This is a genomic window from Pseudomonas sp. 5P_3.1_Bac2 (assembly GCF_025465995.1).
Taxonomy (GTDB): domain Bacteria; phylum Pseudomonadota; class Gammaproteobacteria; order Pseudomonadales; family Pseudomonadaceae; genus Aquipseudomonas.
This window is the reverse complement of the sequence record NZ_JANLNY010000023.1, coordinates 201,261-220,043: the sequence shown is the minus strand read 5'-3', so window position 1 is coordinate 220,043 and position 18,783 is coordinate 201,261. Positions and strand designations below refer to the sequence as shown.

Sequence of the window (18,783 nt, the reverse complement as noted above, 5' to 3'; positions counted from 1 at the left end):
ATTGGCCGGCGGTTATGTACGTATACCGGTGTTACTAGTGCTGCCGCTTGGTGGATGGGTGAAGCGACATCCACCCTACGTAACTGCGTAGGGTGGTTGGCCGTAGCCAGCCACCGTTTAAGGGGTCAGCAGGTCTAGCGACCGAGGTACACCTCGATCACCCGTTCATCGTTTTGCACCTGCTCCAACGAGCCTTCGGCCAGCACGCTGCCGTGGTGCAGCACGGTGACGTGGTCGGCGATGCTGCCGACAAAGCCCATATCGTGTTCCACCACCATCAGCGAATGCTTGCGTGCCAGCGACTTAAACAGCTCGGCGGTAAATTCGGTTTCGGCGTCGGTCATGCCCGCGACCGGCTCATCGAGCAGGAGCAATTGCGGGTCTTGCATCAGCAGCATGCCGATTTCGAGAAACTGCTTTTGCCCGTGGGACAGTAAGCCGGCCGGGCGCTGGCGCGAGTCACTTAAGCGGATGGTGCTGAGCACCTCGTCGATCCGCTCCAACTGCGCGCCGCTGAGTGTGGCGCGCAGGCTGGCCCACACCGACTTGTTGGTCTTTTGCGCCAACTCTAAATTTTCAAACACGCTCAAGGCTTCAAACACCGTGGGCTTTTGGAACTTGCGGCCGATGCCGGCCTGGGCGATGGCCACTTCGCTCATCTGGGTGAGGTCGAAGGTTTCGCCGAAATAGGCCACGCCGCTATCCGGCCGGGTCTTACCGGTGATCACGTCCATCATGGTGGTCTTGCCGGCGCCGTTGGGGCCGATAATGCAGCGCAGCTCACCGACACCGATATACAGGTTGAGGTTGCTCAGGGCCTTAAAGCCATCGAAGCTGACGTTGATATCTTCCAAGGTCAGGATGGTGCCGTGGCGCACATCCAGACCTTTGCCGGCACTGCTGCCGAGGCCCAAGGCGTCACGGCTGCTGCCGGGGTCTTGGTTGGCCGGATAGCTGTCCGCCACCAGCACTTCGGGGATAGGCGCGGCTCGCATTATTGCTCTCCTTTTTTGCGCAGCAGGCCGATCACACCCTTAGGCAAAAACAGGGTGACCACGATAAACAGCAGGCCCAAGGCAAACAGCCAATACTCAGGGAAAGCCACGGTAAACCAGCTCTTCATGCCGTTGACCACGCCGGCGCCGAGCAGCGGGCCGATTAAGCTGCCACGGCCGCCCAAGGCGACCCACACCGCGGCCTCAATGGAGTTGGTCGGCGACATTTCACTGGGGTTGATGATGCCCACTTGCGGCACATACAGCGCCCCGGCCAAGCCGCACAGCACGGCGCTGAGCACCCAGATAAACAGCTTGTAGCCGCGCGGATCGTAACCACAGAACATCAGGCGGTTTTCCGCATCGCGCAGTGCCGTCAGCACCCGGCCAAACTTGCTTCGGGCCAGGCGCCAACCCAGCCACAGGCTGCAGATGAGCAGCAGCACCGTGGCGAAAAACAGCGCGGCACGGGTGTGCGCGGCGGTGATATCAAAGCCAAGGATGGTTTTGAAGTTGGTAAAGCCGTTGTTGCCGCCAAAGCCGGTTTCGTTGCGAAAGAACAGCAGCATGCCGGCGAAGGTCAGCGCTTGGGTCATGATCGAGAAGTACACGCCCTTGATCCGCGAGCGGAAGGCGAAGAAGCCAAACACCAAGGCCAGCAATCCGGGCGCCAATACCACCAGACAAAGCGCCCAGATAAAACTGTCGGTGCCGTACCAGTACCAGGGTAATTCGTGCCATGCCAGAAAACTCATAAAGGCTGGCAGGCCGTCGCCCGCTGCCTGGCGCATCAGGTACATGCCCATGGCGTAGCCGCCCAAGGCGAAGAACAAGCCGTGGCCCAAGGACAACATGCCGGCATAGCCCCAGACCAAATCCAGAGCCAGGGCGACGATGGCGTAGCACAGGATTTTGCCCACCAAGGTCAGGCTGTAGGCCGATACGTGCAGGGCGCTGTCCGCCGGCAGCAGGTGCAGCAGCGGCATGGCTAACAGGACCAGCAGCGCGAGCAGGGCCAGGCCCAGACTCAACTGCGTACCGAGTTTGGCGCTGGCGCGCAGCAATAGGGTTTGGTTGGCCATATTCATCAGTCGATCACCCGTCCTTTCAGAGCAAACAGTCCTTGCGGGCGTTTTTGGATAAACAGAATGATCAGCGCCAGGATCAGAATCTTGCCCAGTACCGCGCCGATTTGCGGCTCCAGAATTTTATTGGCGATACCCAAACCGAAGGCGGCGGTGACGCTGCCGGCCAGTTGGCCGACGCCGCCTAGAACCACCACCAGGAACGAGTCGATGATGTAGCTCTGGCCTAGGTCGGGGCCGACGTTGCCGATCTGACTCAGGGCCACCCCGCCTAAACCGGCGATGCCGGAGCCGAGGCCAAAGGCGAGCATGTCCACGCGCCCGGTCGGCACGCCGCAGCAGGCGGCCATATTGCGGTTCTGCGTCACCGCCCGGACGTTGAGGCCCAGGCGGGTTTTATTCAGCAGCAGCCAGGTCAGCAGCACCACCAGCAAGGCGAAGCCGATGATGACGATGCGGTTATACGGCAGCACCAAGTTCGGCAGTACCTGCATCCCGCCGGACAGCCACGCGGGGTTGGCCACCTCGACGTTCTGCGCGCCGAACAGCACCCGCACCAGCTGGATCAGCATCAGGCTGATGCCCCAGGTCGCCAACAGGGTTTCCAGCGGCCGGCCATAGAGATGGCGGATGACCGTGCGCTCCAAGGCCATGCCGATCAGCGCGGTGACGACAAAGGCCACTGGCAACGCCACCAGCGGATACAGGGCCAGCGCCTCAGGCAGATAGCGCTGCATCAGCAGTTGCACGACATAGGTGCTGTAGGCCCCGATCATCAGCATCTCGCCGTGGGCCATGTTGATCACCCCGAGCAGGCCGAAGGTGATGGCCAAGCCGAGTGCCGCCAGCAGCAGGATCGAGCCCAGGCTCAGGCCGCTAAAGGCCTGGCCGAGCAACTCGCCGATCAACAGCTGGCGTTTGACCTGGGTCAGGCTGGTTTGCGCGGCGGTGCGCACCTCGGCATTGGCTTCGCCGTCTGCGGCCAACAGTCCTTCCAGACGCGCAAGGGCTTGTGGCTCGCCGCTGTAGCCGAGCAAGCGCACGGCCGCTAAGCGGATGGCGGGGTCGTTATCAACCAATTGCAGGTTGGCCAGGGCCAGGCTCAGGGCGCTGCGCACGCTGTCATCGGTCTCGCTGACCAAGCGCTCATTGAGCAGCGGCAACTGCGCCGGCTTGGCACTTTTTTGCAGCTGCACGGCGGCGCTTAAGCGCTGCGCAGCATCAGCAGACAGTAATTGGTGGCTGGCCAGGCTGCTGGCGAGCAGGCCGCGCAGGCGGTTATTCAGGCGCAGTGGGCGCGGGGTGCCTTGGGGGACGGCATCGCCCTCCAGAATTTGGTAGAGGCCGTCGCGCTTGATCAGCGCTTGTTGCTGGCTGTCGCTGGCCAGCAGGCCTTGCTGTAGTGCTTGTAGCAGCGGCAAGCGCGTGCTGTCCGGGTGCGCCGCCCAGCGTTCGAGCAGTTCGGCTTGTTGTGCGGGCTTGGCGCTGACGAAGTCCTGACCGTCGCCGGCATGGGCCAGCCAGGGCAGGGTCAGCAACAGGCTGAGAAGAACGCGGGGCAGGGCAGTCAGCATCATTCAGTCCTTTGCAGGGTCGCCAGGCGACCAGCCATGGCCCGGAACGAGTCCGGGCCGGGCAGCAGCGTTGTTGCGTGGTGGTGCGGGACTAAGCGTGGGCGGCTTAGTTGGACTTCACCGCATAGTCAGGCTTCTTGTCGTTGCCTTCGATATACGGGCTCCACGGCTGGGCGCGGATCGGGCTCTTGGTTTCCCAGACCACCGAGAACTGCCCGTCTTCCTGGATCTCGCCGATCATTACCGGCTTATGCAGGTGGTGGTTGGTTTTATCCATGGTCAGGGTATAGCCGCTCGGTGCCGCGTAGGTTTGCCCGGCGAGGGCATCGCGGACTTTATCCACATCGACGCTGCCCGCTTTCTCCACCGCTTGGGCCCACATGTGGATGCCGACGTAGGTGGCTTCCATCGGGTCGTTGGTGACGGCTTTGTCGGCGCCAGGCAGGTTCTTAGCCTTGGCATAGGCCTTCCACTTGCTGACGAACTCGGTGTTGACCGGGTTTTCCACCGACTGGAAGTAGTTCCACGCCGCCAGATGGCCCACCAGCGGTTTGGTGTCGATGCCGCGCAGTTCTTCTTCACCCACCGAGAACGCCACTACAGGCACGTCGGTGGCTTCCAGCCCTTGGTTGGCCAGCTCTTTATAGAACGGCACGTTGGAGTCGCCGTTGACGGTGGAGATCACTGCGGTTTTACCGCCGGCGGAGAATTTCTTAATGTTGGCCACGATGGTTTGGTAATCGCTGTGGCCGAATGGTGTGTAGACCTCTTCGATGTCTTTCTCGGCTACGCCTTTGGAGAGCAGGAAGGCGCGCAGGATCTTGTTGGTGGTGCGCGGATAGACGTAATCGGTGCCGAGCAGGAAGAAGCGCTTGGCCGCGCCGCCGTCTTCACTCATCAGGTATTCCACCGCGGGGATGGCTTGCTGGTTGGGCGCCGCGCCGGTGTAGAAGACGTTGGGCGAGAGTTCTTCACCTTCGTACTGCACCGGGTAGAACAGCAGGCCGTTGAGTTCTTCATAAACCGGCAATACCGATTTGCGCGACACGCTGGTCCAGCAGCCGAAGGTCACCGCCACTTTGTCCTGGCTGAGCAGTTGGCGGCCTTTCTCGGCGAACAGCGGCCAGTTGGAGGCGGGGTCGACGACCACTGGCTCAAGTTTTTTGCCGAGCACGCCGCCTTTGGCGTTGATCTCGTCAATGGTCATCAGCGCCATGTCTTTGAGCGAGGTTTCCGAGATGGCCATGGTCCCGGACAGCGAGTGCAGGATGCCGACCTTGATGGTCTCGGCGGCCTGGATGGTCCAGCTCATCCCCATGGCGGCGATGGAAGCGGAAAGCGAAAGGGCCTTGAGCAGGTTGCGACGTTGCATAGTGCGGTCTCCATTCACGAGCTTAAAAAGTGTTGGGCTGCGCTGTTGTTCTTGTACTCAGGCATACGCATGGGGTGTGCCTGGGAGGTCAGTCACTGGGGGCTGCGCGGCGGCCAAGGGCGCCGGGCGCTCACACTGCTGGGGCTGACCTCTAACAGGCTATTGAGCAAAGCCTGTGCCTCTTTGCCGGCAGCGCTGAAAATTCTTTGCTGAATAAGCGCCAAGTCGACATCAAGCGAAATTAAGTGCTGGCTGTTTACCTGAGCTAAACGCTTGATAAGACGGTTTTTTCTATCAGCTAATGAGCTTTTTGCGAGTTTCAGCTAAATAAGCCGCGCACAGAAAAAACACCTGATTTATCTCGTCCTAATTCGGCGAATATGCCGATAAAGGTGCGCTTTGCATCATTAGGGTGCGATTTGTTTGATTTGGTGCGGGGGCGTGCACTGTGCCAGATCAAGTGGCGCCCGCGCAGGCTGAGAGCGGGCTTGGCTGGCGCCAGGGGCTTGAAATCTGCAGCCCCTGCGGCGTTCAGCCTGCGCCTGCCCGTGGCCTCGGGCCGGGCAAGCATGGGCCGTGGGCGGGGTTAGCCGCTGATGCCCATATAGTTGCGCACGCCGGTGAAGATGATTTGCGCCGCTAGGGCGCAGACAAACAGACCCATCAGACGGCTGACGATTTGCAGGCCTTGCTCACCGAGTAGGCGCTCGAATTTATTCGACAGGTACAGCACCACGCCGACGGTGAGGCTGGCCAGGAAGATGGCGACGATGGCCAGCAGTTTGTCGTGCCAATGCGGATGGCTGGCGCCCATCAGCAGCAGGGCGCCGATGGTGCCGGGGCCGACGGTGAGGGGAATGGTCAGCGGCACGATAGTCACGTCCTGTTGCACGTTATCGCTCTGCACCACCGATTTACCCTGGGCCATGCCCAGGGCCGAGATAAACAACACGCTGCCGGCACCAATGCGGAAGGCATCGATGGTGATCCCGAACAGGGTGAAGATGTATTTGCCAAACAGGTACAGCAATACGCTGGCGATCAGCACGCCCAAGGCTACGCGCCAGGCCAGGTGCTTACGTTCTTTAAGGGTGTGACCACGGCTTAGGGTGATAAAGCAGGACAGCACAAAGAAGGGGCTGTAGAGCACCAACAGGCTCATATACAGACTAAACAGCGTGGACGCCATGGCAGGGCTCAATCCTAAAAAAGGCTAATTGTAGTGCTAAGCATCAGGCACTGGACCTTTATCCTTGGTCCATCCGCTGCTGCTTCGCTTAAGACAGCTGCGAGCTGTGCTGGCGGCGCAGTTCGCGCTCCAGTACCCAGTGCTCGATCAGCTCACGCAGTTGCGACATTTCCAGCGGCTTGGACATGTGCCCGTCCATGCCAACCTGGCGCGCGCGTTCTTTGTGTTCGTAGAGGATATGGGCGGTCAGCGCCACTACCGGAGTGCGTGGACGCTTCTCGAGGTTTTCCCACAGGCGCAGCTGTTCGGTAGCGGAGAAGCCATCGAGCACCGGCATTTCGCAGTCCATCAGCACCAAGTCATATTGCCGGGCCTTCATCGCGCTGAGGGCTTCTTCACCATTGCTGGCGGTGTCGGGCTGCAGGTTGAGCTTACCGAGCATGCCACGAATCACTTTGGTCGAGATGCTGTTGTCCTCGGCCACCAGAATGCGGAAGTCGCTCGGCAGGTTCATCTGCTCCACCACCGGCGGCGGTACGAACATCGGCGAGTCGGCTTTGCCGCGTTGCGCCAGTTCATCGGCCAGAGTGGTCTTCAAGGTGTAGCCGGCCACGGGTTTGGCCAAGATGCGTTTGATCCCGGCGTTACGCGCGATGATCTTGCTCGGCGCGTTACTGATGCCGGTGAGCATGATGATCAGAATGTCGTGGTTAAGGTTGGCGTCTTCTTTGATCCGCGAGGCCAGCTGCATACCGGTCATGCCCGGCATATTTTGGTCGAGCAGCACGGCGTCGAAGTATTCGCGCAGATGCGCCTTGGTGCGCAGCAAGGCCAGCGCCTCTTTACCTGACGGCACGGCACTGACGTTCATGCCCCAGGCGCTGCACTGCTGCATCAGCACCTTGCGGCAGGTGTCGTTATCGTCCACCACCAACAGGCGCGCGCCACGCAGGGCGTTGTCCAGGTAGCTGCTGGGCTGCTCCAGGCGGCTGGCGTCCAGCGGCAGGGTGAACCACAGCGTGGTGCCGCTGTTGCCGCCGGTTTGGATGCCGTAGTCGCCAGACATCAGGCTGACCAACTGACGGGCGATGATCAGCCCCAGGCGGCCGCCAAGCTTACTGGCGGCGAGGAAGTCTTTGCTGTGCAGTTCGGCATTGAGCAGGGCATCGCGCTCGCTGGCGTCCAGTGGCTGACCACTGTCCTGCACGGCGATACGCAGCCGCGGTTGCTCGCTGTTTTTATCCAGCGCCACCACCAGCAGCACTTCGCCTTCGGCGGTTTGCTTAAAGGCGTTATCCAGCAGGCTGAGCAAAATCTGGCGCAGGCGTGTGGGGTCGCCGCTGATCACCCGTGGCACTTGCGGCTGGATAAAGCTGATCAGCTCGACCTTCTGCTGCTCGGCTTTGGCGCGGAAGATGTCCATGCAATCTTCGACCAAGGCGTTGAGGTCGAACTGCACATCGTCCAGCTCGATCTGCCCGGACTCCAGCTTAGTGATGTCGAGAATTTCGTTAATCAGGGTCAGCAGCTCATTGCCTGAGCTGTGGATGGTTTGCGCATAGTCGCGCTGCTTGGCCGACAGTGGTGTGCCGAGGAGCAACTCGGTCATACCCAGCACGCCATTCATGGGCGTGCGGATTTCATGGCTGATCTTGGCCAAAAACTCGGCCTTGGCTTTCAGCTCTGCGGAGCTGGCCGCCAAGTCGCGGCTGGTGCTGAAGTCATCCTGAACGATATGGCGCTGGCGCTCGCTGAGGGCAAAACTGAGCATAAAGCCCCAAATCACTGCGGAGGCCATCAAGCCATAGGCCAGCAGGTCTGACTGAATCGGCGCATAGCCAAATAGGGTGGGCATGACGCAGGAGAAGCACAGGCAGAACAACAGCATCGCCAAGGCGAACGGTCGCGCGGGCAAATAGCCGTGGCGCCAATGCGTGATGGCAATGATCAGCGAAGTGAGGCTGGAGACGGCCACCAGGATGTACACCGCCAGGTTGAAATTCAGGTCATTGGCCAGCAGCAACAGCACCGCCGCCACCGCGAGCATGCCCACCTCGATATAGATCAGGTAGTTAAAGCTGCTGTTGATGCAAACGCGGCGAAAGAAACTGGTGGTAAACAGCAACACGCAAGCGGTGCTGAACAGAAACGACAGGTTGACCATCAACGGCTGCAAACCCGCCCACTCGCGCAGCCACGGCAGCTGGGTGCCAAACAGGCTGAGGGCGGTGAGTAGCTGGCCGGCATGGGTGGCGATCAGCCAGAAGGACGTGCTGGCACGGGTATACACCAAGCGCAGCAGGTTCCAGCAGATCAGCATGGCAAAGCATCCCAGAAGGATGCCGAACAGCAGCGGGCGCTGGTCGTCGAGCACCATCTGCTGCGCACTTTGCAGGCTGATCGTCGGCCGCAGGGCTTGTTCCGACGCCAGGCGCAGGTACAGGTCTTGGGCTTTGCTGGCGTTGGGCAGCGGCAGCAGGAAGTCGCGGCTGGCCAAGGGCCGGCTGGAAAATGGCAAGCTGCTGCCGGTGTGGGTCTGCTCGATCAGTTGACCGTCTTGCAGGATGTAGAGGTCAAGGAACGACAGAAATGGCGCAAAAATCCGTAATAGCTGCCCGTTTTGCCCGGCGGGCAAACGGTAATAGAGCCACACCGCAGCATTGTCGCCGGGGGTGGAGAGGTCTTGCAGTTGGATGGGAGTGAACTGCTTGCGCAGTTCTTTGCTACGCACGTCATCGAGCTGCAGGCTGGCGCTGGGGTCATTGAGCACCGACCAAGCTAGCGGCTCCTCAGCTTGGGCGCTGGCGCAATTAAGCACCAGCAGCCATAAGCTAAGGAGCAGGTAGGTGGCAATCCTAAGCCGATGCACAATGAGTTCCCTTCATAGAGTAAGTGCTCGAAGTATAGCCAGTGCATTGCTAGACAAAACACGGTGATGGCGGCTATTTGCCAACCAGTACCCTGTTTTATCGGCCGTCACGAATCAGTTGTTTCCCTGTTCCCGTGCAATTGCGCGGTAACCGATATCGTTTCGGTAAAAGCTGCCCGACCAGTTGATCTGCTCGGCCAAACGGTAGGCTTGTTGCTGCGCTTCGGCCACGCTGCGACCGATGGCGGTGGCGCACAGTACACGGCCACCTGCGGTCACGACCTGACCTTCTTTAAGCGCAGTGCCGGCATGGAACACCTTACCGTCTAGGGCGCTGGCAGCGTCTAGACCGTGGATGACCTCGCCTTTGCTGTAGTCACCTGGGTAGCCGCCAGCGGCGATTACGACGCCTACAGTGGGTCGTGCGTCCCAGGTGGCCTCTACCTTGTTTAATGCTTTGGCCAGCGCAGCTTCGACCAGCAACACCAAGGATGATTCCAAACGGACCATGATCGGCTGGGTTTCCGGGTCGCCGAAACGGCAGTTGAATTCGATGACTTTCGGCTTGCCGGCCTTGTCGATCATCAAGCCGGCATAGAGGAAACCGGTGTACACATTGCCTTCACTGGCCATGCCGCGCACGGTGGGGTAGATCACTTCATCCATCACCCGTTGGTGCACCTCAGCGGTGACCACTGGGGCTGGCGAGTACGCGCCCATGCCGCCAGTGTTTGGCCCGCTGTCGCCGTTGCCGACGCGCTTGTGGTCCTGGCTGGTGGCCATGGGCAGGACGTTTTCGCCGTCGACCATGACGATAAAGCTGGCTTCTTCGCCGTCGAGGAACTCCTCGATCACCACACGCGAGCCGGCTTCACCGAAGGCATTGCCGGCGAGCATATCGCGCACGGCGTCTTCGGCTTCTTGCAGGGTCATGGCGACGATCACGCCTTTGCCGGCGGCCAGACCGTCGGCCTTGATCACGATCGGTGCGCCTTTTTCCTGCAGGTAGGCCAGGGCAGGCTCGACTTCGGTGAAGTTCTGGTAGTCAGCCGTCGGAATCTGGTGACGGGCCAAGAAGTCCTTGGTGAAGGCCTTCGAGCCTTCCAACTGCGCCGCGCCTTTGCTTGGGCCGAAGATGTCCAGGCCACGGCTGCGGAACAGATCGACGACGCCTGCGACCAGTGGCGCTTCCGGGCCAACGATCGTCAGCTGGACGTTTTTCTCAGCAAAGTCAGCCAGTTGCTCCAAGGCCAGGACGTCGATAGCGACGTTCTCGCACTTGGCCTCAGTGGCGGTGCCGGCATTGCCAGGGGCAACGAAGACTTTGGCGACGCGTTTGTCTTGTGCGACTTTCCAGGCCAGGGCGTGTTCACGACCGCCGTTGCCGATAATCAGTACATTCATTGCGTGCTCCTTGTGGAGGCGGGCCGGTGGCCCGTTCGGTGGATAAGCCCAGGCTGATCCACCCTACGAAAATGGCGTGAACCTGACAGCGCAGGTCCCCTGTATTACGAGGTCGCAATGCAGTGGGTGAATGCTAGGCGCGGAGGGCTTTGCTAAGCGCAGTTGCCGTCTGGCAATGAGCATTAGCAAAGCCCTGCGCAACGCCTGCTGCAGTGCGGCCGCGCAACAATTAATGGCGGAAGTGGCGCATGCCGGTAAACACCATGGCAATGCCGGCTTCATCGGCCGCCGCAATCACTTCGCTGTCGCGCATCGAACCGCCCGGCTGGATCACTGCGGTGATCCCGGCTTTAGCGGCGTTGTCGATGCCGTCGCGGAACGGGAAGAACGCGTCCGAGGCCATGACCGCACCCTGCACTTGCAGGCCGGCGTGTTCAGCTTTGATCGCGGCGATGCGGGCGGAGTTAACCCGGCTCATTTGGCCCGCGCCAACACCGATGGTCTGCCGGCCTTTGGCGTAGACGATGGCGTTGGATTTAACGAACTTGGCGACTTTCCAGGCGAAGATCAGGTCGTGTACTTCCTGCTCGCTTGGCGCGCGCTGGGTGACGATCTTCAGGTCTTCGGCCTTGATCATGCCGATATCGCGGCTCTGCACCAGCAGGCCACCGTTGACGCGCTTGAAGTCCCAACCGGCGCTGCGCTCGGCCGGCCACTCGCCGCACTCGAGCAGACGCACGTTGGCTTTGGCGGCGACCACTTCACGGGCCGCGGCGCTGATTTTCGGCGCGATGATCACTTCGACAAACTGACGCTCAACGATAGCTTTGGCGGTTTCGCCATCCAGCTCACGGTTGAAGGCGATGATGCCGCCAAAGGCCGATTCGGTGTCGGTGGCGTAGGCCAGCTCGTAGGCCTGACGGATGCCGCCTTCGCTGTCCAGGGCCACTGCCACGCCGCACGGGTTGGCGTGCTTGACGATGACGCAAGCCGGTTTGACGAAGCTTTTCACGCACTCAAGGGCCGCATCGGTATCGGCGACGTTGTTGAACGACAGTTCTTTGCCTTGCAGTTGGATGGCGGTGGCCACGCTGGCTTCGCCTTTTTCTGCTTCCACGTAGAACGCCGCGCTCTGGTGCGGGTTCTCGCCGTAGCGCATTTCCTGAGCCTTGATGAACTGGCTGTTGAAGGTGCGCGGGAACAGGCCGCGGTCTTCAGTGGACAGGGTGGCGCGGCTCTGCTCGATGGTGCCCAGGTAGTTGGCGATCATGCCGTCGTAGGCAGCGGTGTGCTCGAAGGCTTTGAGGGCCAGGTCGAAGCGCTGGGCGTAGGTCAGGCCGCCGGCTTTGAGCGACTCAACAATGGCGCTGTAGTCGCCAGCGTTAACCACGATGGCCACGTCTTTGTGGTTCTTGGCTGCCGAACGAACCATGGTCGGCCCGCCGATATCGATGTTCTCGATGGCGTCGGCCAGGTCGCAGCCAGGCTTGGCCACGGTGGCGGCAAACGGATAGAGGTTAACGGCGACCAGATCGATCGGCTTGATGCCGTGCTCGTCCATCACTGCGCCGTCGAGGGCGCGACGGCCCAAGATGCCGCCGTGGATTTTCGGGTGCAGGGTCTTGACCCGGCCATCCATCATTTCCGGGAAGCCGGTGTAGTCGGCTACTTCAACGGCGGCCACACCGTTGTCCTTGAGCAGCTTGTAAGTGCCGCCGGTGGAAAGAATTTCCACGCCCAGGGCGCTTAGTTCGCGGGCGAACTCAAGGATACCGGTCTTGTCGGAAACACTGATCAAGGCACGGCGAACGGGAAGGCGGGTGGTCTGGTCGGTCATTTCAGAATCCATCAAAGCGGAGGTGTCGGCAAACAACTGTGGTTAGAAAAAAGGCGGCCCTGGCAGGCCGCCCTTTTCAAATGTGGGGTGTCACAGCAGATCGTATTGCTTAAGCTTCTTGCGCAAGGTACCGCGATTCAGGCCGAGCAGTTCGCTGGCCTTGGTCTGGTTGCCTTTGACGTAGTTCATCACGGTTTCCAGCAGCGGTGCTTCCACTTCGGTCAGCACCAGGTTGTAGACGTCACAGACGTCTGCGCCCTCAAGATGGGCGAAATAGTTATGCAGCGCCTTCTCCACACTGCCACGCAGGGTTTGGCCCTCGGCGCTAGGCGTATTGAGATGTTGCTTCAAGCTACTGTTGTCACTCACGGGAGCCATTTCACTTCCTAAAGTCTCAGTCAACACCGTCATGCGGCCACCCCTTGTTCTCCGTTTTTATGACGTTCTTGAAAGAATTCGCGAACGTTGGCGCACTGCGCGTCCGTACTGTCTAGACGATTGAAATGGGCGCGAAACTCCTTGGCGCCCGGCAAGGTTGCGAGATACCAACTGACGTGCTTTCGGGCAATACGTACACCCATTACATCGCCGTAAAAGGCATGTAGTGCCGCCAGATGTTCAAGCAGAATACGTTCCACTTCGAGCAGGCCCGGCGCCGGTAACTGTTCACCGGTGCGCAGGAAGTGCTCAATTTCACGGAAAATCCACGGTCGCCCTTGGGCGGCGCGGCCAATTAACAGGCCATCGGCACCCGTGGCGGCCAATACCGCTTTAGCTTTGGCCGGTGAATCAATATCACCGTTGGCCAAGACCGGAATCGACACCGCCTGCTTAATGCTGGCAATGGTGTCGTACTCGGCGTCCCCCATATACAGATCCGCACGGGTCCGGCCATGTACGGCCAGGGCGACAATGCCGGCATCTTGCGCGATCTTTGCCACCGTGATGCCGTTCTTGTTCTGCCGGTCCCAGCCGGTACGAATCTTCAGCGTGACCGGCACATCCACCGCGCCAACTACGGCGCTAAGGATAGCGCGCACCAGCGCTTCATCCTTCAATAAAGCCGAGCCTGCGGCTTTGTTACACACCTTCTTGGCCGGGCAGCCCATATTGATATCAATGATCTGCGCACCCAGTTCAACGTTCTTACGAGCGGCGTCGGCCAGCATTTGCGGGTCACCACCGGCGATCTGCACCGAGCGTGGCTCGGGATCGCCGCTGTGGATCATGCGCAAGCTGGATTTGCGCGTGTGCCACAGGCGCGAATCGCTGGTGACCATTTCCGACACGACCAAGCCCGCCCCCATGCGTTTGCACAGCTGACGAAACGGCTGATCGGTAACGCCGGCCATGGGCGCGAGGATCAGCGAATTAGGCAATGTATAAGGGCCGATGCTTAACGCCGACATAGGGCTTCCCTGCTCAACAGTCCGGCTATTGAACGAATGGGCGAGTTCGAAAAAGGGTGGGCATGATACCCGCTATGGGGGTGCGGAGAAAGGCTGTTTTGAACAAATTATGAACAGTTTTGCGCTTGCCGCAGTGTGCCCCCGATGTGCGCTGAGGCAGGATTACTCGGGGGAGTGGAAGCTGAGACTGTAGTTCACCGCCTGTGTGCCTGGGTCGAGAATATCCAAAGAGATATGGATGGGCGTCTGCGGTGGCATTTCTTTGTTACCAGCTAACTCCCCCGCAAGGTATTCGCCGGGTTTAAAGCGGCGGCTGGCGAGCAGTTGTCCATTGATGTCGGCAAAGCGCATTTCCAGCAACGGGAAGGGCTGGGAGAACGGTGCGCGGTTATACAAGATTGCGTCCACTACCAAGGCGCCACTGAACTCGGGGTGGCTACGCACCACCAGGTTGCTACTTTTGATCTGGCTGATATCGACCTTGGAGGGCAAGGTGCAACCCAGGCTTGGGCAGAGCTGCTCGAACCAGGGGCGGTACTGATCTTGCCGGGCCAGTTCGTCGAAGTGGTACCACAGGTACTGACCGCCTAAGGCCAGGGCCGCGAGCAAATTCAGGCTGATCCAGCCAAGACGGCGTGGCCAGTTGCTCTTGGCCGGTTGCCAGTCGAGTTGCAGGGGCTCGTCATGCAGCTCCAGGCGGTAGTCGCCGCTGAGCTTGGGCTCATCGCGGCTGACATCAGCAGGCTCGGCCGCGGTGTGGTCTGCCTCGGCAGCCAGCGGCTGGGCTGCTTCTTCCTCCAGCGGCTCAGTGCTGCTTAGCGGCGGCTCAGGCCGATCCAGCTCATTCAGGGGTTCGAGAGCGCTAAAGCTGGGCTCGCTCGCAGTTTCTTCAGCGGCACGAGGGTTTGGTTCAGCTGGGACGGTGGCGGCTTCGTGGGGCGGCGCGATCTCGGCGGCAACTGGGGTTGGCGCGCTGGGCGTCGTGCTGGTCACTGGATTAGCTGGGGTTGCCCGTGGTGGTTGCGCCGCCGTGGCTGCTGGTTGGCTGCGCAGTTGTTCCTGGGCGTCGAGCTTGGCCAGCTCTTCATCGAGGTCGAGGTTATCCAGATCCAGATCGTCATGGATCCACAAGGTATCGTTGCTCTTCCCAGCCAGCTTGTGGCTGGCCGCTGGCGTTAGCGCTGCGCTGGGCGCGGCTGGCGCAGGTGTAGGCGCCGGCGCGGTGGCAACTGGCTTAGCGGGGCTGGCCGCGGGGCTAGGCGCGGCAGTTGGGCCGGGTACGCTTTGGCCTTGTTGACGCAGTTGCTGCGCCGCATTGAACACATGCAGGCAGGCCCCGCAGCGCACAGCACCATGGGCGGCATTCAACTGCGTAAGGCTTACGCGAAAGCTGGTGCGGCAATGGGGGCACTGGGTGACGAAGCTCTGGGTCATGCGGCGATCCGAGTGAACGAGGCGGTTAGTCTAACGTAACTCAAGCTGCCGTCGCAGCCATCCTGGGCTACGCGGCAAATGAGCCGTGTGTGATCAGTGGCGTACGCAGTGGCGCATGCAATGGCGTACGCAGTGGCGTACGTTTTGGCGCATGCAATGGCGCATGCAATGGCGCACTTAGTGGCGCACGCCGCTGATGCGTACCCAGCCATCCTGCTCGGCGGTCGGGTCCAGGGTAAAGGCCGCGGTGTAGGCGGCGCGTACTTCTTCGGCTTGCTCGGCGAGGATGCCGGACAGGGCCAGGCGCCCGCCCGGTTTAACTAGGCTGGTGATTTGCGGCGCCAAGGCCACCAGGGGGCCGGCGAGGATATTGGCCACCACCACGTCGGCCTGTTCCTGCGGCATGTCTTCTGGCAGGTAGACCGGGAAGCGCTCAGGGGCAATCTGGTTGCGCTGGGCGTTATCGCGTGAAGCTTCCAGAGCCTGCGGGTCGATATCGGTGCCCACTGCGCGCGGCGCGCCCAGCAGCAGGGCGGCGATGGCGAGAATGCCGGAGCCGCAGCCGAAGTCGATCACGCTGCTGTTGCTTAAGTCCTGGCCATCGAGCCATTGCAGGCACAGCGAGGTGGTCGGGTGGGTGCCGGTGCCAAAGGCCAGGCCCGGATCGAGCAGCAGGTTCACTGCGTCCGGCTCCGGTGCTTCGTGCCAGCTCGGCACAATCCACAGGCGCTGGCCAAAGCGCATGGGCTGAAAGCCGTCCATCCAGCTGCGCTCCCAGTCCTGATCGGCGATCACTTCGGCGTGATGCTCGGGCAGGGCGCTGCCCGTCAGCAATTGCAGGTGGGCAAAGACGGCGTCGGGGTCGCTGTCGGCTTCAAACAGCGCGAGCAAATGGGTGTTGGTCCACAGTGGGGTGGTGCCCAGCTCTGGCTCAAAAATTGGTTGGTCTTCGGCGTCCATAAAGGTCACCGATACCGCGCCCACCTCAAGCAGGGCGTCTTCGAAGGTTTCGGCCTGCTCCGGAGTGATAGCCAGACGAACTTGTAACCAGGGCATGGGGAAACCTCTTGAACGATGCAACGAGATGGGTAAATAGGCCGCGCAGCTTACTTGATGGCCCTAAGGCCTGCCACTGCACGGCGCCGGCAAACTGTCTGGAAACAACAAGGGCTGCCCGCTGGCAGCCCTTGTTGTGACGCTTTCACTAATGCCTAAGGCTTAGTGCGATTCCATACCCAGTTTCTTTTCTAGGTAGTGGATGTTCACGCCGCCGGCGCAGAAACCTTCGTCGCGCACCAGGTTGCGGTGCAGTGGGACGTTGGTTTTGATGCCGTCGACAATGATTTCATCCAGCGCGTTACGCATACGGCCCATGGCTTCCTCGCGGCTGCCGCCGAAGGTAATCAGCTTGCCAATCAGCGAGTCGTAGTGCGGTGGCACGGTGTAGCCGCTGTACAGGTGCGAGTCGACCCGTACGCCGTTGCCGCCTGGCGCGTGGAACTGCTTAACCTTGCCTGGGCTTGGCATAAAGGTGTCGGGATCTTCAGCGTTGATACGGCACTCGATGGCGTGGCCAGTGAGTTTCACATCTTCCTGTTTGATCGACAGCTTGTTGCCAGCGGCAATGCTCAGCATCTCTTTAACGATGTCGACGCCCGTGACCATTTCGGTAACCGGGTGCTCAACCTGAACGCGGGTGTTCATCTCGATAAAGTAGAAGCGACCGTCTTCGTAGAGGAACTCGAAGGTGCCGGCGCCACGGTAGCCGATCTCCACGCACGCATCGACGCAGCGCTTAAGCACTTCGGCGCGGGCCTTGGGGTCGATCATCGGCGCAGGTGCTTCTTCAATCACTTTCTGGTGCCGGCGCTGCAGCGAGCAGTCGCGGTCATACAGGTGAATGGCGTTGCCTTGGCCGTCGGACAGAACCTGAACTTCCACGTGACGTGGGTTGCCGAGGAACTTCTCCAGATAGACCATCGAGTTGCCGAACGCCGAACCCGCTTCGGTACGGGTCAGCTTGGCCGATTTGATCAGGTCTTCTTCGTGATGGACCACGCGCATACCACGACCACCACCGCCGCCGGCGGCTTTGATGATCACGGGGTAGCCTACTTCACGGGCAATGCGCAGGGCTTCTTCTTCGTCTTCCGGCAGCGGGCCTTGCGAGCCTGGGACGACCGGTACGCCGGATTTGATCATGGCGGCTTTGGCGGAAACCTTGTCACCCATCAGGCGAATGGTTTCAGCTTTCGGGCCGACAAAGGCGAAGCCAGAGTTTTCCACTTGTTCGGCAAAGTCAGCGTTTTCCGCGAGGAAGCCGTAGCCGGGGTGAATCGCTGTGGCGCCGGTGACTTCAGCGGCCGCGATAATCGCCGGGATATGCAAGTAGGACTTGTTGCTTGGCGCTGGGCCAATGCACACCGATTCGTCGGCCAGGGCCAGATGCATCAGTTCACGGTCAGCAGTGGAATGCACTGCAACGGTCTTGATGCCCATTTCCTTGCAGGCGCGCAGGATGCGCAGGGCGATTTCGCCGCGGTTGGCAATCAGGACTTTTTCCAGCATTGCAGACTCCCGGGACATCAGACGATGGTGAACAGCGGCTGGTCGTATTCAACCGGCTGGCCGTTCTCGACCAGAATGGATTCGATGGTGCCGCTCACTTCAGCTTCGATGTGGTTCATCATCTTCATCGCTTCGACGATGCACAGGATGTCGCCTTTCTTCACGCTCTGCCCGACTTCCACGAAGTTCGCTGCAGTTGGGCCGGAAGCGCGGTAGAAGGTGCCGACCATCGGCGAGCCGACCACGGTGCCGTTCAGTTTGGCAGCAGCAGGGGCCGCGGCTTCAGCAGCAGGTGCGGCTACTGGGGCAGCGGCAGCTGGCGCCACAGGGGCTTGGGCGTAAACCGGTTGTTGCATGAACGCAGGTTGCTTGCTGTGGCGGCTGATGCGCACGGACTCTTCGCCTTCGCGAATTTCCAGCTCGTCGATGCCGGACTCTTCCAGCAGCTCGATCAATTTTTTGACTTTACGAATATCCATAATGCTTCAACTCCCAGTTGGTCAGGGGCGCTTAAGTTCAAGTTGTTCAAGTGCAGCCTCCAGGGCCAGGCGGTAACCGCTGGCGCCAAGGCCGCAGATCACTCCTACTGCTACATCGGAGAAGTAAGAGTGATGGCGGAAAGCTTCGCGTTTGTGCACGTTGGACAAGTGCACTTCGATGAATGGGATGCTCACTGCCAGCAATGCGTCACGTAATGCGACGCTGGTGTGGGTGAAAGCGGCGGGATTGATCAGGATAAAGTCGACACCTTCGGCCTGTGCGGCGTGAATGCGCTCGATCAGCACGTGCTCGGCATTGCTCTGCAAATAGTGCAGATGATGCCCGGCATCATGGGCGCGGCGCTGCAGGTCTTGGTTGATCTGCTCGAGGGTGACGCTGCCGTAAACCCCTGGTTCGCGGGTGCCTAGCAGGTTCAGATTAGGGCCGTGGAGGACTAGAAAAGTGGCCATGGGCAGTGAATCCTTGTTTTATGCTGCGCGGGACTATGCCGTGCGAAAGCACAGCTGTCCAGTTTCACGGAATAGGCGGCACGATTAGCGAAGATTG

The 18,783-nt window shown here is 60.5% G+C and carries 15 protein-coding genes; all 15 read right to left on the bottom strand.

Translation table 11 applies throughout. The features are described from left to right. Positions 1-134 precede the first annotated feature (134 nt). Complete coding sequence (gene urtD, locus NTD81_RS14120; protein WP_262183229.1) at positions 135-995, bottom strand: urea ABC transporter ATP-binding protein UrtD; 861 nt, start codon at positions 993-995, stop codon at positions 135-137. Further along, positions 995-2,083, bottom strand: coding sequence for an urea ABC transporter permease subunit UrtC (gene urtC, locus NTD81_RS14115; protein WP_262183227.1), 1,089 nt, complete (start codon positions 2,081-2,083; stop codon positions 995-997). The genes urtD and urtC overlap by 1 nt, the downstream gene beginning before the upstream one ends. Next, on the bottom strand, positions 2,083-3,657 hold the full coding sequence (gene urtB / locus NTD81_RS14110; protein WP_410017158.1) for an urea ABC transporter permease subunit UrtB: 1,575 nt from the start codon (positions 3,655-3,657) through the stop codon (positions 2,083-2,085). Before urtB ends, urtC begins: the two co-directional genes overlap by 1 nt. Before the next feature lie 103 nt (positions 3,658-3,760). After that, positions 3,761-5,026 (bottom strand): urea ABC transporter substrate-binding protein, encoded by a 1,266-nt coding sequence (gene urtA / locus NTD81_RS14105; RefSeq protein ID WP_262183225.1) that lies wholly within the window; start codon positions 5,024-5,026, stop codon positions 3,761-3,763. A 586-nt stretch (positions 5,027-5,612) separates the two neighbouring features. Continuing rightward, positions 5,613-6,215 carry a MarC family protein gene (locus NTD81_RS14100; protein WP_262183223.1) on the bottom strand — a complete coding sequence of 201 codons (603 nt, stop codon included), beginning with the start codon at positions 6,213-6,215 and terminating at the stop codon, positions 5,613-5,615. Positions 6,216-6,303: 88 nt separating this feature from the next. Next, a complete protein-coding gene (locus tag NTD81_RS14095) occupies positions 6,304-9,084 on the bottom strand; it encodes a hybrid sensor histidine kinase/response regulator (protein ID WP_262183222.1) in 2,781 nt (926 codons plus the stop codon). A gap of 114 nt (positions 9,085-9,198) precedes the next feature. Beyond that, entirely contained in the window at positions 9,199-10,488 is a 1,290-nt protein-coding gene (gene purD, locus NTD81_RS14090) for a phosphoribosylamine--glycine ligase (protein WP_262183221.1), read from the bottom strand. A 229-nt stretch (positions 10,489-10,717) separates the two neighbouring features. After that, positions 10,718-12,325 (bottom strand): bifunctional phosphoribosylaminoimidazolecarboxamide formyltransferase/IMP cyclohydrolase, encoded by a 1,608-nt coding sequence (purH, locus tag NTD81_RS14085; protein ID WP_262183219.1) that lies wholly within the window; start codon positions 12,323-12,325, stop codon positions 10,718-10,720. A gap of 90 nt (positions 12,326-12,415) precedes the next feature. Continuing rightward, a complete protein-coding gene (gene fis / locus NTD81_RS14080; protein ID WP_262183218.1) occupies positions 12,416-12,736 on the bottom strand; it encodes a DNA-binding transcriptional regulator Fis in 321 nt (106 codons plus the stop codon). Continuing rightward, positions 12,733-13,734 carry a tRNA dihydrouridine synthase DusB gene (dusB, locus tag NTD81_RS14075; protein WP_262183217.1) on the bottom strand — a complete coding sequence of 334 codons (1,002 nt, stop codon included), beginning with the start codon at positions 13,732-13,734 and terminating at the stop codon, positions 12,733-12,735. The genes fis and dusB overlap by 4 nt, the downstream gene beginning before the upstream one ends. A 162-nt stretch (positions 13,735-13,896) precedes the next feature. After that, positions 13,897-15,168: a DUF3426 domain-containing protein gene (locus NTD81_RS14070; protein ID WP_262183216.1), complete on the bottom strand. Its 1,272-nt coding sequence runs from the start codon at positions 15,166-15,168 to the stop codon at positions 13,897-13,899. 177 nt (positions 15,169-15,345) lie between these two features. Further along, positions 15,346-16,224 (bottom strand): 50S ribosomal protein L11 methyltransferase, encoded by an 879-nt coding sequence (gene prmA, locus NTD81_RS14065; RefSeq protein WP_262183215.1) that lies wholly within the window; start codon positions 16,222-16,224, stop codon positions 15,346-15,348. Positions 16,225-16,386: 162 nt separating this feature from the next. Further along, positions 16,387-17,736 carry an acetyl-CoA carboxylase biotin carboxylase subunit gene (gene accC / locus NTD81_RS14060; protein ID WP_262183214.1) on the bottom strand — a complete coding sequence of 450 codons (1,350 nt, stop codon included), beginning with the start codon at positions 17,734-17,736 and terminating at the stop codon, positions 16,387-16,389. Between the two features lie 17 nt (positions 17,737-17,753). Further along, the gene (gene accB, locus NTD81_RS14055) at positions 17,754-18,215 is read right to left on the bottom strand and encodes an acetyl-CoA carboxylase biotin carboxyl carrier protein (protein WP_262183213.1); all 462 of its coding nucleotides are present in this window, start codon (positions 18,213-18,215) and stop codon (positions 17,754-17,756) included. Between the two features lie 21 nt (positions 18,216-18,236). Further along, entirely contained in the window at positions 18,237-18,686 is a 450-nt protein-coding gene (gene aroQ, locus NTD81_RS14050; RefSeq protein ID WP_262183212.1) for a type II 3-dehydroquinate dehydratase, read from the bottom strand. Between the last annotated feature and the right edge of the window lie 97 nt (positions 18,687-18,783).

What these genes read in the sequence shown, in the direction of transcription:
- purD (WP_262183221.1), bottom strand. Translation starts at nt 10,488, where the DNA reads ATGAATGTACTGATTATCGGCAACGGCGGTCGTGAACACGCCCTGGCC.
- accC (WP_262183214.1), bottom strand. Translation starts at nt 17,736, where the DNA reads ATGCTGGAAAAAGTCCTGATTGCCAACCGCGGCGAAATCGCCCTGCGC.
- NTD81_RS14070 (WP_262183216.1), bottom strand. Translation starts at nt 15,168, where the DNA reads ATGACCCAGAGCTTCGTCACCCAGTGCCCCCATTGCCGCACCAGCTTT.
- urtC (WP_262183227.1), bottom strand. Translation starts at nt 2,083, where the DNA reads ATGAATATGGCCAACCAAACCCTATTGCTGCGCGCCAGCGCCAAACTC.
- fis (WP_262183218.1), bottom strand. Translation starts at nt 12,736, where the DNA reads ATGACGGTGTTGACTGAGACTTTAGGAAGTGAAATGGCTCCCGTGAGT.
- urtA (WP_262183225.1), bottom strand. Translation starts at nt 5,026, where the DNA reads ATGCAACGTCGCAACCTGCTCAAGGCCCTTTCGCTTTCCGCTTCCATC.
- dusB (WP_262183217.1), bottom strand. Translation starts at nt 13,734, where the DNA reads ATGTCGGCGTTAAGCATCGGCCCTTATACATTGCCTAATTCGCTGATC.
- prmA (WP_262183215.1), bottom strand. Translation starts at nt 16,224, where the DNA reads ATGCCCTGGTTACAAGTTCGTCTGGCTATCACTCCGGAGCAGGCCGAA.
- NTD81_RS14100 (WP_262183223.1), bottom strand. Translation starts at nt 6,215, where the DNA reads ATGGCGTCCACGCTGTTTAGTCTGTATATGAGCCTGTTGGTGCTCTAC.
- urtD (WP_262183229.1), bottom strand. Translation starts at nt 995, where the DNA reads ATGCGAGCCGCGCCTATCCCCGAAGTGCTGGTGGCGGACAGCTATCCG.
- urtB (WP_410017158.1), bottom strand. Translation starts at nt 3,657, where the DNA reads ATGATGCTGACTGCCCTGCCCCGCGTTCTTCTCAGCCTGTTGCTGACC.
- aroQ (WP_262183212.1), bottom strand. Translation starts at nt 18,686, where the DNA reads ATGGCCACTTTTCTAGTCCTCCACGGCCCTAATCTGAACCTGCTAGGC.
- purH (WP_262183219.1), bottom strand. Translation starts at nt 12,325, where the DNA reads ATGACCGACCAGACCACCCGCCTTCCCGTTCGCCGTGCCTTGATCAGT.
- accB (WP_262183213.1), bottom strand. Translation starts at nt 18,215, where the DNA reads ATGGATATTCGTAAAGTCAAAAAATTGATCGAGCTGCTGGAAGAGTCC.